We start from the raw sequence: 13,735 nt of genomic DNA on the forward strand, positions 1-13,735 counted from the left end.
ATTTTTCAGCGCGGCTGCGATCGCTTCCCTGCCGCCGAGGTCGCGCGCCATGCCGGACAGACTGACCTTGGTATCCGAAAGGGTGATCTTGCCGTCTTTCAGTTTGACGATTTGGTCGAGCAGCAGCAACGCCGCATTGTCGAACCGCGCCGGCGCGCCCCGCGACAAATTCATCTGATCGACGACCTCGACGCCGCCGAGGCCGGCGCGGGCCGCCTCCAGCAACTTGCCCTTGCTGGCCGGCAAAGGCGAACTGCCTGACAGCGTGACCCTGGCCACGTCCCGTTCGGCCGACCAGACGAACGGCTTGGCTTCGGGCACCAGGCGGGTGTCGTCGTTGACCAGCCGCACGCCCGACACGGCTTCCACCGACGCCACCGCGCTACGCCGGCCATCTTCGGAGAACGCATCGGCAGCAAAGGTTACGTCGCGGCCGGCGAGCGTGATTCTGCTCTTATCGAGCACGGTGTCCTTAAGTGCGGCGGCAGAGCGGGCAGTCAGGTCGGATTCCAGGGGCGCGGTGCTGGTCCAAGCCGCCAAGGCCCATAAAACGACCAGCGGAATGACGCCCGGCCACCATTTGCTGCTCCACCTGAAAAGTCCGTGCATTCGATGTCCCGCGGGGCCTGGCGCCCCGTTTCCGAAGTTCATGAATTATTGCAGGAACGTCAAACCGGCGGCACTGGGAACAGAGAGAAAACAAACCCTTGCAGGGCTGTCAAACCCGAAATAACACGGAATAGCCTGCGATGGGCAGCCGTCCGACTAACCGTTTCTTCAATGATCCCCCGCTAGCTTCGGAATCACGTCCCAACCGGCCAACCACCCCCGATGAAGCAGTTTCGCAGCAACGTCATCCGCGCCGGACTGGGAGTGCTTTACTTCACCGGCGCGCATTATCTGCTGCGTCCGATATTCGCCGGCGTCGGCACCATCTTCATGCTGCATCATGTCCGTCCGCGCCGGGACGCCGCGTTCCAGCCCAACCGTCATCTTGAGGTGGCGCCGGAGTTCCTGCGCGCAATGCTGGCGCACCTTCGCTCGCATGACGTCGACATCGTCACCATGGATGAACTGCATCGGCGGCTGACTGAACGCAATTTCTCCAGGCGTTTTGCCTGCTTCACATTCGACGACGGTTATCGCGACAACCGGGATTTCGCGCTGCCGGTGATGCGGGAGTTCGGGGCGCCGTTTACGGTGCATGTCGCCAGCGATTTTGCCGAAGGTATCGGCCATTTGTGGTGGATCGCGCTGGAGATGCTGATCGCCAGGACCTCCTCGATCGAAGCCGACATCGCCGGCGTGGCGACCCGCCTCGATACCAGCACGCCCGCCGCCAAGGAGGCCGCGTTCCAGCGCCTGCACGACTGGCTGCGCGGATTGCCGGGCGGTGGCGATATGCAGCGCGAGATCAGCGTGCTGTGCGCGCGTTACGGCTTTGACGAGACCACCATCAGCCGCGACCTCTGCATGTCCTGGGACGAGTTGAAGGCGTTCGCCAACGACCCCCTGATCAGCGTCGGCGCGCATACCGTCACGCATTCCAATCTGGCCAGGCAGCCAAAGGAAATTGCCAGCCAGGAGATGACGACGAGCCGCGCGCGGATTGAAAACGCGGTGCAGCGTCCAGTGCTCCATCTGGCCTATCCCTATGGCGACAGGATCGCAGCCGGCGCCCGCGAATTCGCATTGGCGCAAGCGGCCGGATTCAAGACCGCGGTGACGACGCGGCCGGGCATGATCTTTCCCGAAAGCGCGGGACATCTGACCGCGCTGCCGCGGGTTTCGCTCAACGGCAACTATCAGGACAAGCGCATCCTCCCGGTACTGACCTCCGGCGCCGCCACCGCGATGTGGAACGGTTTCCGGCGTATCAACGCGGCGTAGTGACTTCGTCGTCCCCGCGGACGCGGGGACCCATACGCCGCGGCCTCACGTGAGAGCAGGATAGCCGACGCCTTCCTCAACCGTTTTGTCGCCGACTACAATCGAACCCGGCTAAAATGCCTCGGCTATCTCGCTCCGCTCGAAGCCCTCGCCAATCTCCCGGGACCAAACACGAACGCAGGAACGACAACAAGTCCCTTGCTTGACTCGTCCACCCCCCGCGCCCAAAACCATCGGCAAAATAGCGGGAGGACACCATGTTCAAGGATTTGTTTTCGCTGAAAGGCCGCGTCGCGCTGGTGACCGGGGGATCGCGCGGCATCGGCAAGATGATCGCGGCCGGGTTTCTCGCCCAGGGCGCGGCCAGGGTCTACATATCAGCGCGCAAGGCCGGGCCGTGCGAGGCGACGGCGAAGGAACTGAGCGCGGAATATGGCGGCGAATGCATCGCGCTGCCGATCGATATTTCCTCCATGGCCGGCATCGACATGCTGGCAACCGAGGTCAAAAAGCGCGAGCCGAAACTGGACATTCTGGTCAACAATGCCGGCGCGGCATGGGGCGCGGATTTCGACGAGTTTCCCGAGAGCGGCTGGGACAAGGTGATGAACCTCAACCTCAAGACGCCGTTCTTTCTCACCAAGGCGCTGGCCGCTCCGCTGCGCGCCGCCGCCAGCGCGCAGAGGCCCGCCAAGGTCATCAACATCGCCTCGATCGACGGCATCTTCGTCAACCCGATGGAGACCTATTCTTACGCGGCAAGCAAATCGGGCCTGATTCACCTGACGCGACGCATGGCGGTGAAACTGATCCAGGACCATGTCGTGGTGTCGGCGATCGCGCCGGGGCCGTTCAAGTCCGACATGAACAAGGCCGCGCGCGACAATGCCGATGAGGTATCGAAGCGGGTGCCGTCCGGGCGCATCGGTACCGACGAGGACATGGCCGGGACGGCGATCTACCTCGCCTCACGCGCCGGAGATTACGTGGTCGGCGCCACCATCGCGGTCGACGGCGGCATCGTCTATGCCAATCCGGGCATCCAGGGAGATGGTTGGGATTAGTTGGGTCAGCTAGCAGCCGTCATACCGTACTTACTCGTCACACCCGCGAAAGCGGGTATCCAGTACGCCGCGGCTTCAATTGGTGAGAGCGTTTTCGAGCGAAGTGGCTGCCGGTTCGCGTAAAGAAAACGCGTCAAAAAATAGTTCCGCGGCGCTTCTACAATGAACGTCGGTGTTTACTGGATCATCCGCTTTCGCGGATGATGACGACCTGTGATGTTGCGATGCTGTCAGCGCCAGCGGCCCTGCTTCACGTCTCGATCTTCACATATTCGAAATCGCCCGGCTTGTTGTCGATCCCGACCTTGGGCGGCGAAATCCATGGGGCGAATTCGCCGATCTCGGTCACCGGCGTCATCAGCGAGGCGATGAAATCGCCATCGTCCATAGAGGGCAGCCATTCGCTCTTGCGCTTGTTCCAGGTCGCATCGTCGATCAGCACGCCGTCCGGGGTAGCGTGGATGTCCTTGAACTCGCCGATCTGGCGATGGAACGCGACATTCGGCAGCGTCAGCTTGAAATCGTAGCCGGCCGTCGAGATGATCTTGTTCCAGCGCAACAGGCCCTTGATGCAGTCCTGCGTGTAATCGTCGCGCAGCCGCATGTTGAGCGCGGTCAGCGCCGGCTCATCGACGCGCTTGATCTGCCCGTCCACCAGCTTGAGCACCGGATAGGTCTGGTTCTGCAGCCGGTGATCGTCCTTGATCTGGGTTTCATGGAAGCGGCCTTTGATTCCGGAATTAAAGGCGTTCGCCGCATTGGTCGAAACTTCCGAGCCGAACAAATCGAGCGACAGCGTGTAATGCAGGTTCAGCTTCTTCTGGATGGTCGGCAGATCGATCACCCCGAGCGCGCGGACCCTGGCGACATCGGCGGGATCGCTGATGCCTGCGGCCTGCATCGCCTCGCAAGTCCGCTGCACCACGCGGCTGATGCCGGTCTCGCCGACGAACATGTGATGCGCCTCTTCGGTCAGCATGAAGCGGCAGGTGCGCGACAACGGATCGAAGCCGGACTGCGCCAGCGAGTGCAGCTGCATCTTGCCGTCGCGGTCGGTGAAATAGGTGAACATGAAGAACGACAGCCAGTCCGGGGTCGCCTCGTTGAAGGCGCCGAGCATGCGCGGGCTATCGGCATCGCCGGAGCGGCGGCGCAACAGCTCGTCGGCCTCCTCGCGGCCGTCACGGCCGAAATATTTCTGCAACAGATACACCATCGCCCAGAGATGGCGGCCCTCCTCGACATTGACCTGGAACAGATTGCGCAGGTCGTAGAGCGAGGGCGCGGTCTTGCCGAGATGACGCTGCTGCTCGACCGACGCCGGTTCGGTATCGCCCTGGATCACGATCAGGCGGCGCAGTGCGGCGCGATATTCGCCCGGCACTTCCTGCCACGCCGGCTCGCCGTAATGTTCACCGAACGGGATGACGCGATTCTCTTCCTGCGGCGCCAGCAGGATGCCCCAGCGATAGTCCGGCATTTTCACATAGTCGAACTTGGCCCAGCCGCGCGGATCGACCGAATAGGCGGTGCGCAGATAGACCAGCGATTGCTGGAAGCCGTCCGGCCCCATGTCGTTCCACCAGTCGATGTAGCCGGGGTGCCAGCCTTCCAGCGCCTTGAGCACCTGCCGATCCTCGCTGAGATTCACGTTGTTGGGAATCTTGGTGCTGTAATCGACGTTCATGATGTTCATGGCGTGCTCCTTGGATATTTTTGACGCAGCAAAAATTTATCAAACCCGCGTCATATCGAACTGCGCCTTCTGGCCGGTGCCGTAGCGCCGCAACGCGCCGTCCTCGCCGACCGCGTTGGGACGCTGAAAGATCCAGTTCTGCCACGCCGTCAGGCGCGAGAAGATTTTCGATTCCATGGTCTCGGGTCCGACGAAGCGCAGATTGGCCTCCATGCCGGTGAGGCTGTCGGGCGAGAAGCTGGTGCGTTCCTCGAAGAACACCCTGATCTCGTCGTCCCAGTCGATGTCGTCGAGCGCGAAGGTGATGAGGCCGAGCTGTTCGGCCGCCTCGGCATCGAGCGCCTCGCCGATCCGCTCCTGCGCGCGCTCCAGATCCGAGGGATCGGCCTGAAAGCGCGATTGCAGCCGCGTCAGGCCATGGCTCATCGGGTAGGGCCCGAAATTCATCGCGGAGAGTTCGATGGTCGGCGGCGCGCGGTTGTCGCCCTGCTTCTGGCCGATCAACATGTAGGAGCGGTCGGCCGCGAACACGAGTTCGGCCAAGGTGCCGACAAAGCATGAGCCCGGCTCGACCAGCGTCACCAGCGTGCGCGAGGTGACGTCGATGCGCTTGAGCACTCTTTTCCAGTACTGCCTGATTTCGTTGACCAGCCAGTGCGCTTTATTCGCTTCCAGAAAGGCGTCGCAGGCCAGCACGTTGGCGCGCTCGCCATGCGACTTGAACACCAGCATCGCGGTTTCCAGCTCGTTGATGCGCAAATGCAGGATGGCGTCGTCGAGCTCACGCGCCACCTGCAGCGGCCAGAACGACGCGCCCTGCGCGATCATGCCGTCGATATCGGCCGGCGGCGCCAGTTCCGGCGCCTTGATCGAAATGGTCGCGATGCGCTCGGCGCGGTTGACGTCGACGCTGACCAGGCCGTAGCGGATGCCGCTGTCGTCGAAGCTGCGCGTCAGGGGGGTCAGCGAAATGCCTTTGCCATGGCCGTTGCGCTTGGAGGCGGCGGCGAATTCCTTGCTGCGCTCCGCGACTTTGGCTTCGAGCTTGCTGTTGGGAATGATTTCATCGACCAGGCGCCATGCGACAGCGCGCTTGCCCTTGATGCCTTCCTCGATGGTGCAGAAATAATCGGCGTGATCGCGGCGAACCTTGCGCTTGTCGACCACGCGCGTCAGCCCGCCGGTGCCCGGCAACACCGCCAGCAGCGGTACTTCCGGCAGCGCCACCGCCGCCGCGCCGTCGTCGGCCAGGATAATATGATCGGTCGCCAGCGCCAGTTCATAGCCGCCGCCAGCCGCGGTGCCGTTGATGACGGCGACAAACCGCTGCCCGGAATGCTCGCTGGAATCCTCCAGCCCGTTGCGGGTTTCGTTGGTGAATTTGCAGAAATTGACCTTGTGGGCGTGGGTCGCCCCCGCCAGCATGCGGATATTGGCGCCGGCGCAGAACACCCGGTTTTTGGCCGATCGCAGCAGCACCACCTTCACGCCGGGATGCTCGAAGCGCAGCCGCTGCACCGCGTCGGCCAGCTCGATGTCGACGCCGAGATCGTAGGAATTCAGCTTGAGCTGATAACCTTCGAACAGACCGCCGTTCTCATCGACATCCATCGTCAGCGTCGCGACATCGCCCTCGATATCCAGCTTCCAGTGCCGGTAGCGCGACGGATCGGTCTGAAAATCGATATGTCTGGCACCGCCAGCGAGGACGCGATCTTCAGCGGCCATGGACCAACCTTCCCTGTTTTAGGCTTTGTAGACATGCACAATAGTGCATATTTTTGGAGAGGTCTAGGCCAAAATGCCAAAATATGGCATTTTGTTTCATATCCGGCTGATGGCGCCGATCTTACGCGGCGCGCCCGCGGGCGCCTTCGTCACCTTGCAAAACCGCGTTTGCAAATTCCACGATCGCCTCAAGCGTCGCCCCCGCCGCTTCGCGATGCGGCGAATGTCCGGCCCCCGCCATGATCGTCACATCAACCGGGCAATAACACTCTTCCCGCGCGATCTCGATCTGGCGAATGGTCCCATAGCGATCGTCGGCACCCTGCAGGATCGCGACCGGCACCCGGATATAGGCCAGATATTCCCTGATATCCCAGTCGCGAAACTTCGGGTCGAGCCACGCGCTATTCCAGCCGTAGAAGGCGTTGTCGACATCGCCGTGCCAGCGCTGCAGCTTCGACTTCAGGTCGGTGGTTTCATAGGCGGCTTTGATTTCGGCGATCGAGGCCACCGAAATATCTTCCACGATGAAATGCGGCGCGATCATCACGACACCTTGCACGCGATGGTCCTGCACGCCGCCGGCATAGATCGCGGCGATCGAAGCGCCGTCGGAATGGCCGAGCAAGAGACCGCGGCGGAAACCTATGGCGTCGAGCAGCGCAGGCAAAACTTCGAGCGCTTCGACATGCATATAGTCGAGCCGACGCGGCAGCGTCACCGGACTCGACGCGCCATAGCCCGCGCGCGAATAGACGAAAACGCCGCAGCCGGTCGCGGCGGCAAGCCGATCCGGAAAATCGCCCCACAGCGCGGCCGACCCCAGACCTTCATGCAGCATGACGAGCGTGGGCGCGTCCGCCGGCGCCGAACCGATCATGCGGTATTCGAGATCGGACGCGCCGATGTGGAGGGTGCCAGTGGGATTTAGGTCTTGCATGGCGTCAGCTTTCCGAAACTAACCGCGACATTGCAATCCCCCGTGCCCGTCGTCCCGGCGAACGCCGGGACCCATACGCCGCGGCCTCTCGCTTAGGTAATGTAGTTGACGCCTTCCACAACAATGAAAGCCGGTGGTTATGGGTCCCGGCGTTCGCCGGGACGACGAGTTTGGGACGATCCCGCTTCCACTACGCCCCATCCCTCAACTTGAACCTTTGAATCTTTCCCGTCGCCGTCTTCGGCAGGCTGTCGACCACATCGATCCACCGCGGATATTTCCACGGCCCGATCTTCTGCTTGACGTGCTCCTTCAGCGCCTCATGCAGGCCATCGGTCTTCGCGTCGGCCCGCAGCACCACGAAGGCCTTCGGCTTCAGCAAGCCTTCCGGATCGGCTTCGGGCACCACGGCAGCTTCCAGCACCGCGGGGTGGGTGATCAAGGCGCTCTCGACCTCGAACGGCGACACCCAGATGCCCGACACCTTGAACATGTCGTCGCTGCGGCCGCAGAACGTATAGCGGCCGTCGGCATCGCGAATGTATTTATCGCCGGTGCGGGTCCAGTGGCCCTCGAAGGTCCGCCTGCTCTTGCTGCGCTGGTTCCAGTAGCCTTCGCCGGCCGAGGGCGCATCGACCAGGAGCTCGCCGACCTCGCCATCGGCAACATCGGCTCCAGCTTCGTTGACGAGCCGAACCTGATAGCCCGGCACCGGACGGCCGGATGTGCCGTATTTGATATCGCCGGGCGCGTTCGACAGAAAGATATGCAAGAGTTCGGTCGAGCCGACGCCATCGAGAATGTCGACGCCGAAGCGCGACTTCCAGCTATTGCCGACCGACTCCGGCAGCGCTTCGCCGGCCGAGGTGCAGATGCGCAGGCGCGCGCCGCCACGCTCGTGCTTCAGCGCTTCATCATTCAGCATCGCGGAAAACAGCGTCGGCACGCCGAAGAAGATACTGGGATTGTACTTGTTCATCAGCGCAAACATGGTCGCCGGCGTTGGGCGTTCGGAATTGAGAACGGTGGTGGCGCCGACCGACATCGGAAACGTCAGCGCGTTGCCGAGGCCGTAGGCGAAAAACAGTTTCGCCGCCGACAGCCCGACATCGTCCTCGCGAATTCCCAGAACCTGTTTCGCATAGGTCTCCGCCGTCGCGGCAAGACTGGAATGCAGATGCCGCACGCCCTTGGGCATACCTGTCGAGCCCGACGAATACAGCCAGAACGCCGGCTCGTCGGCGTGGGTCGCGGCGGTGGTGAACGACGTGCTCTCGCCTGCGAGTTCGCCTGAGAGTTTCTTGTAGCCGTGCGCATCGTTGCCGGCGACAATGACATGCTCGAGGTCCGGCATTCGCCCCAGCATCTCCTGGACCACCGGCAACAGCGCCGCCGAAATAAACAACACGCGCGCGCGGCAATCCGCCAGCACATAGGCGTACTGATCCGAGGTCAGCAGCGTGTTGAGCGGCACCGGCACGATACCGGCGCGGATCGCGCCGAGAAACACCGCGGGGAAATCAACCGTGTCGAGCATGATCATCGCCACGCGCTCTTCGCGGCGGACACCGAGACGGCGCAGCAGATTGGCGACGCGGCAGCTCTGCTGCTGCAATTCACCGTAGGTCAGTTCGGAAGCCGTATCGGTGAAGGCGAGTTTGTCGGCCCGGCCCTCCTCGATGTTGCGGTCGAGCAGCCAGGTCACGGCGTTGTAGGAACCGGACATCCCGCTCATGCCGCGCCCCGAAGGTCCAAGCGTGTCACGACGTCTCCTCCTAAATTTTTAAGCATTATAATTCATAGAAAGGCACTACGCGCGCTTGCTGTCAATCCTCATCGGCATTATGTTTCCGAACGCGCATTTTGACGACCGAGGACACGATGTCGCCTGAGCTAGTCGATCAAACCATCCTGGCGTCTTGCAAACCGCGGTTCATGAAGGTCGCACGCATCATCCATGACGTCGCGAAAGTTCTCAACGTGCCGCTCCCCATGTTGGGCATATACGTTGACCTCCCGGAAACGCACGAAGAACCAACGGGAAGAGACGTCGACTTCATCGCCGACCGGATCAAAGCCCTCGTGAAAGCTAAAAAACTGGAAGCGGAGGGGAATCTCGATCGGTGGCGATACAGCGAAATTCGTTTGACCGGGAAGTGAAACGAACAGGGGACATGACCGAAAACCTCGATCCCGAAACGAGCTTTCTCGAACAGCTCGGCCAGCGTGTCCGCACCATGCGCGCGCTGCGCGGCATGTCGCGAAAGGTGCTGGCGAAAGTCTCCGGCATTTCGGAGCGCTATATCGCGCAGCTCGAAAGCGGCAAAGGCAACGTCTCGATCGTGTTGCTGCGCCGGGTCTCGATCGCGATGGCCGCGCATCTCGAGGATCTCATTCCCTCCGGCGAACCGTCGCCGGACTGGCCGGTGATCCGCGATCTCCTGCGCAAAGCCTCGCTGAACCAGATCGCGCAGGCCAAAAATGTCCTGTCGGGTCATGCCGGCGGCGCGGCGGCGCAACGGGGGATGTCGTTTGCCGGCATCGCCCTGATCGGGCTGCGCGGCGCCGGCAAATCCACACTCGGCAAGATGCTCGCCAAGAAAATCGGCTGGAGTTTTGTCGAGCTGAACAAGGAGATCGAGGCACAGAACGGCCTGTCGGTCGCCGAGATCATCGCGCTCTATGGCCAGGAAGGTTTCCGGCGCATGGAGCAGGCCGCACTCAACCAATTGCTGGCGCGAAAAGAGCTGACGGTGCTGGCGACCGGCGGCGGCATCGTCTCCGAGCCGCTGACCTTCGACCTGATTTTATCGTCGTTCTACACCATCTGGCTGAAGGCCGAACCCGAAGAGCACATGGCGCGGGTGCGCGGCCAGGGCGACCTGCGCCCGATGGCAGACGATCGCTCGGCGATGGCGGAATTGCGCACCATCCTGCGCAGCCGCGAGCCGCTCTATGCGCGGGCCTCGGCCGTAGTCGATACCGCAGGGCTCAGCGTGGACGCCGCCGCGGCGCGTTTGATCGACGCGGTAGCGCCAGTGCTGCACGACGAAGCACGGATGTTCGCGCGCGGGTGAGTTTATGTAGGGTGGGCAAAGGCGCCCTTGCGCCGTGCCCACCGTCTCCGTCATCCGTTCAATTGTGGTGGGCACGCTTCGCTTTGCCCACCCTACTATAACTGGAGTGCGCCCCGCTCAAAGCAGCAGGCTTCTCACGCCTTCGGCTCCGCCCTGCAACAGCGGCAGAAACCGATCAATCATTTCAGCGGTCGAGACCCGGTCGACATGCGCGCCCATATTGATCGCGGCGACGATGGTGCCGTCGTAACGCCGCACCGGCACCGAAATCGAGCGAAATCCAGGCTCGGCCTCGCGATCCACCAACGAATATCCCTTCTCCCGATCGGCCATGATGGTGGCCAACAGCAGCTTCGGATCCGTTACGGTGGATGAGGTCATGGTCTCACGCCGCATCGCGGCCAACTTCGCGGCGAGCTCGGTATTGTCGAGCTGGCCGAGCATGGCGCGGCCGACCGAGGTGCAAAAGGCGGGCAGGCGATAGCCGATATCGAGGCCTGTCGAGAACACCCGCGCCGGGCTGCCGCGTGCGATGAACACGACCTCATCGCCGTCAAGCACCGCGAGCGAGCTGATCTCCTGCGCCGCAGCGGCAATCCGGTCCAGCACCGGTTGCAGCACCGACACCACCTGGCTCGAACGCAGATAGGATGCGGCCAACGTCAAGACGTGCGGCGTGAGGGTGAACAGCTTGCCGTCGGTGGCGACGAAGCCGCCGCGCTCGAGGGTAAAGAGGATGCGGCGCGCCGTGGCGCGCGGCAGCTCAGTGGCGCGCGCGAGATCGCTCAGCGTCATCGGGCCGCTGGTGACACCGAACTTCGCCAGCAGGCGCAGACCGCGGTCGAGGCTCTCGACAAAATCGGTGGCGCGTTCCGCCCTATCGGGGCGCTTGAGCTTTGGCATTTGTGTTCCGCCGGTCAAACATTGTGCTTGCCGTACCGCCAACACATGTCATAATTCGCCCATTAGTTCAATAGACGAACAAAATTGTCTGATGGCCCGACCCAGGGGAATGCCGCCATGATGAGCCAGGAAGCGAACGACCTGATCACCCGCACCGGGCCGAAGGACGCCTGCGGGAAACTGATGCGGATGTACTGGCAGCCGGCGGCGCTGGTGGATGAGCTTGAGGGACCGCGCCCGGTGAAAGCCGTCAAGCTGCTGGGCGAAAATCTGGTGCTGTTTCGCGACGAAGAAGGCCGCTACGGCCTGATCGACCGCCATTGCGCGCATCGCGGCGCCGATCTGGCGTTTGGCCGCTTGGAAAATGGCGGCCTGCGCTGCGCGTTCCACGGCTGGCTGTTCGACGTCTCGGGCCAGTGCCTGGAAACGCCCGCCGAGCCGAAAGATTCCCCGCTGTGCAAGAACATCACCCAGCGCGCTTATCCCGTGATCGAGAAGAGCGGAATCCTCTGGGCTTATTTGGGCGAAGGCGAGCCGCCGGCGTTTCCCGAGATCGACTGTTTCGTGGCGCCGGACGCCTATACGTTTGCCTTCAAGGGCCACATCAACTGCAACTGGCTGCAGGCGCTCGAGGTCGGCATCGATCCCTCCCATGCCTCGTTCCTGCATCGTTTTTTCGAGGACGAGGATACGTCGGCGGCCTATGGCAAACAATTTCGCGGCGCCTCGGCCGGCAGCGACATGCCAATGACGAAAATCCTGCGCGAATATGACCGGCCGATCATCAATGTCGAACACACCGAATACGGACTGCGGCTGATCGCGCTGCGCGAGATCGACGACGAGCGCACCCATGTGCGCGTCACCAATCAGCTGTTCCCGCATGGCTTTGTCATTCCGATGAGCACGGAGATGACGATCACGCAGTGGCACGTGCCGGTCGATGACGAGAATTGCTACTGGTATGCGATCTTCACCAGTTATTCGACGCCGGTCGACAAGAAGAAGATGCGGGACCAGCGCCTCGAACTGTATGAACTGCCGGATTACCGTTCACGCAAGAACAAGTCGAACGATTACGGCTTCGATCCGCACGAGCAGGCGACCGCGACCTTCACCGGCATGGGCGCCGACATCAATGTCCACGACCAATGGGCGGTGGAATCGATGGGCACGATCCAGGATCGCACCCGCGAGCATCTCGGCACCGCCGACAAGGCGATCGTGCAGTACCGCCGCCTGCTGCGGCAGGAAATCGAGAAGGCCGCCGCCGGCACCAGGCCGTTCATGTTTCTGGATGCCGCGCATGCCCGCAGCATCCAGGGCCCCGCGACCATGGACGGCATCGGGCCGACGCGGGGCTGGGAAACCTTCTGGATGGAGGTCGACGTCAAACGCCGCCGCAGCGCGCCATGGGCCGCACCGGTTCCGACTGAGATCGCGGACAAGGTCCCGCATCTGCGGGCGGTTTAGAAATTCTTCGTCATTGCGAGCGAAGCGAAGCAATCCATCGTGCCTACGAAAGAAAAAATGGATTGCTTCGTCGCTTCGCTCCTCGCAATGACGACCAACGCGGGATGGGTCTACTCGCAGCACTTTATGGAGGCGACGCGTTGAGTTTTGTTGAACGTCACGGCCTGTGGTCGAGCGAGCAGAAGGACGCGGCGACGCGGCTACGCCGCATCGTCGAAGATCATCATCTCGAAGTGATCCGGTTTTCCTTCCCCGATCAGCACGGCATCCTGCGGGGCAAGACGCTGGTCGCCAGCGAGGCGCTGGCTGCGCTGGAGAGCGGATGCACCATCACCACCACGATGTTCGCCAAGGACACCTCGCACAAGACCGTATTCCCGGTGTTCACCGCGGGCGGCGGCTTCGGCATGCGCGAGATGGAAGGCGCCGCCGATGTTCTGATGGTGGCGGATCCCTTAAGTTTTCGCGTGCTGCCGTGGTCGTCTTCGACCGGCTGGCTATTGTGCGATGTCTATTTCGCCGACGGACGGCCGGTCCCGTTCGCGACCCGCAATCTCTATAAATCGGTGCTCGCGAAGCTGGAACAGCGCGGCTACGATTTCATCGCCGGTCTCGAAGTCGAATGCCATATTTTCAAGCTCGAGGATGCCAGGATGTCGCCGGAGGATGCCGGCCAGCCGGGCACGCCACCGTCGGTCAGCCTGTTGTCGCACGGCTATCAATATCTGACCGAACAGCGCTACGACCAGATGGAGCCGGTGCTGGAGATTGTCCGGCGCGACATCATGGCGCTGGGCCTGCCGCTGCGATCGATCGAGGTCGAATTCGGCCCGAGCCAGTGCGAATTCACCTTCAAGCCGGCGAAAGGGCTTGAGCCCGCCGACAACATGATCCTGCTGCGCAGCGCCGTGAAACAGATCTGCCGCCGCCACGGCTATCACGCGACCTTCATGTGCCGCCCAAA

The 13,735-nt window shown here is 62.4% G+C and carries 12 protein-coding genes; 6 read left to right on the plus strand and 6 right to left on the minus strand.

Translation table 11 applies throughout. The annotated features are described in order from the left end of the window. The coding region (locus tag ABR948_RS21130; RefSeq protein ID WP_490337848.1) for an NADPH-dependent FMN reductase family protein at positions 1-609 on the minus strand (609 nt) is incomplete at its 3' end. 222 nt (positions 610-831) lie between these two features. On the opposite strand from ABR948_RS21130, the gene ABR948_RS21135 reads away from it, so the two are divergent. Both ABR948_RS21135 and ABR948_RS21140 read left to right on the plus strand, forming a co-directional pair. Further along, positions 832-1,890, plus strand: coding sequence for a polysaccharide deacetylase family protein (locus ABR948_RS21135; RefSeq protein WP_428121623.1), 1,059 nt, complete (start codon positions 832-834; stop codon positions 1,888-1,890). Between the two features lie 257 nt (positions 1,891-2,147). Further along, on the plus strand, positions 2,148-2,954 hold the full coding sequence (locus ABR948_RS21140; RefSeq protein ID WP_428121626.1) for an SDR family oxidoreductase: 807 nt from the start codon (positions 2,148-2,150) through the stop codon (positions 2,952-2,954). Positions 2,955-3,204: 250 nt separating this feature from the next. Here ABR948_RS21140 and boxB read toward each other — a convergent pair whose 3' ends face one another. The 4 genes from boxB to ABR948_RS21160 all read right to left on the minus strand — a co-directional run bounded on the left by boxB (position 3,205) and on the right by ABR948_RS21160 (position 9,053). Beyond that, positions 3,205-4,641 carry a benzoyl-CoA 2,3-epoxidase subunit BoxB gene (gene boxB / locus ABR948_RS21145; RefSeq protein ID WP_428121645.1) on the minus strand — a complete coding sequence of 479 codons (1,437 nt, stop codon included), beginning with the start codon at positions 4,639-4,641 and terminating at the stop codon, positions 3,205-3,207. A 48-nt stretch (positions 4,642-4,689) separates the two neighbouring features. Beyond that, entirely contained in the window at positions 4,690-6,378 is a 1,689-nt protein-coding gene (gene boxC / locus ABR948_RS21150) for a 2,3-epoxybenzoyl-CoA dihydrolase (protein WP_428121629.1), read from the minus strand. A gap of 121 nt (positions 6,379-6,499) precedes the next feature. Beyond that, positions 6,500-7,318 (minus strand): alpha/beta fold hydrolase, encoded by an 819-nt coding sequence (locus tag ABR948_RS21155; RefSeq protein WP_428121631.1) that lies wholly within the window; start codon positions 7,316-7,318, stop codon positions 6,500-6,502. A gap of 190 nt (positions 7,319-7,508) precedes the next feature. Next, positions 7,509-9,053: a benzoate-CoA ligase family protein gene (locus ABR948_RS21160; RefSeq protein WP_428121633.1), complete on the minus strand. Its 1,545-nt coding sequence runs from the start codon at positions 9,051-9,053 to the stop codon at positions 7,509-7,511. Positions 9,054-9,199: 146 nt separating this feature from the next. Between ABR948_RS21160 and ABR948_RS21165 the strand changes: the two genes are divergently transcribed. Both ABR948_RS21165 and ABR948_RS21170 read left to right on the plus strand, forming a co-directional pair. Beyond that, the gene (locus ABR948_RS21165) at positions 9,200-9,478 is read left to right on the plus strand and encodes a DUF3658 domain-containing protein (RefSeq protein WP_428121636.1); all 279 of its coding nucleotides are present in this window, start codon (positions 9,200-9,202) and stop codon (positions 9,476-9,478) included. 14 nt (positions 9,479-9,492) lie between these two features. Beyond that, positions 9,493-10,395: a helix-turn-helix transcriptional regulator gene (locus tag ABR948_RS21170; RefSeq protein WP_428121638.1), complete on the plus strand. Its 903-nt coding sequence runs from the start codon at positions 9,493-9,495 to the stop codon at positions 10,393-10,395. 117 nt (positions 10,396-10,512) lie between these two features. Here the strand turns inward: ABR948_RS21170 and ABR948_RS21175 are convergent, their stop codons facing one another. Further along, complete coding sequence (locus ABR948_RS21175; RefSeq protein ID WP_428121640.1) at positions 10,513-11,298, minus strand: IclR family transcriptional regulator domain-containing protein; 786 nt, start codon at positions 11,296-11,298, stop codon at positions 10,513-10,515. A 117-nt stretch (positions 11,299-11,415) separates the two neighbouring features. On the opposite strand from ABR948_RS21175, the gene ABR948_RS21180 reads away from it, so the two are divergent. Beyond that, positions 11,416-12,771, plus strand: coding sequence for an aromatic ring-hydroxylating dioxygenase subunit alpha (locus tag ABR948_RS21180; RefSeq protein WP_428121643.1), 1,356 nt, complete (start codon positions 11,416-11,418; stop codon positions 12,769-12,771). A 140-nt stretch (positions 12,772-12,911) separates the two neighbouring features. Then, on the plus strand, positions 12,912-13,735 hold an 824-nt coding region (locus ABR948_RS21185; protein WP_490337849.1), incomplete at its 3' end, for a type I glutamate--ammonia ligase.

This window comes from Bradyrhizobium sp. (genome assembly GCF_050014615.1).
Lineage (GTDB): Bacteria > Pseudomonadota > Alphaproteobacteria > Rhizobiales > Xanthobacteraceae > Bradyrhizobium.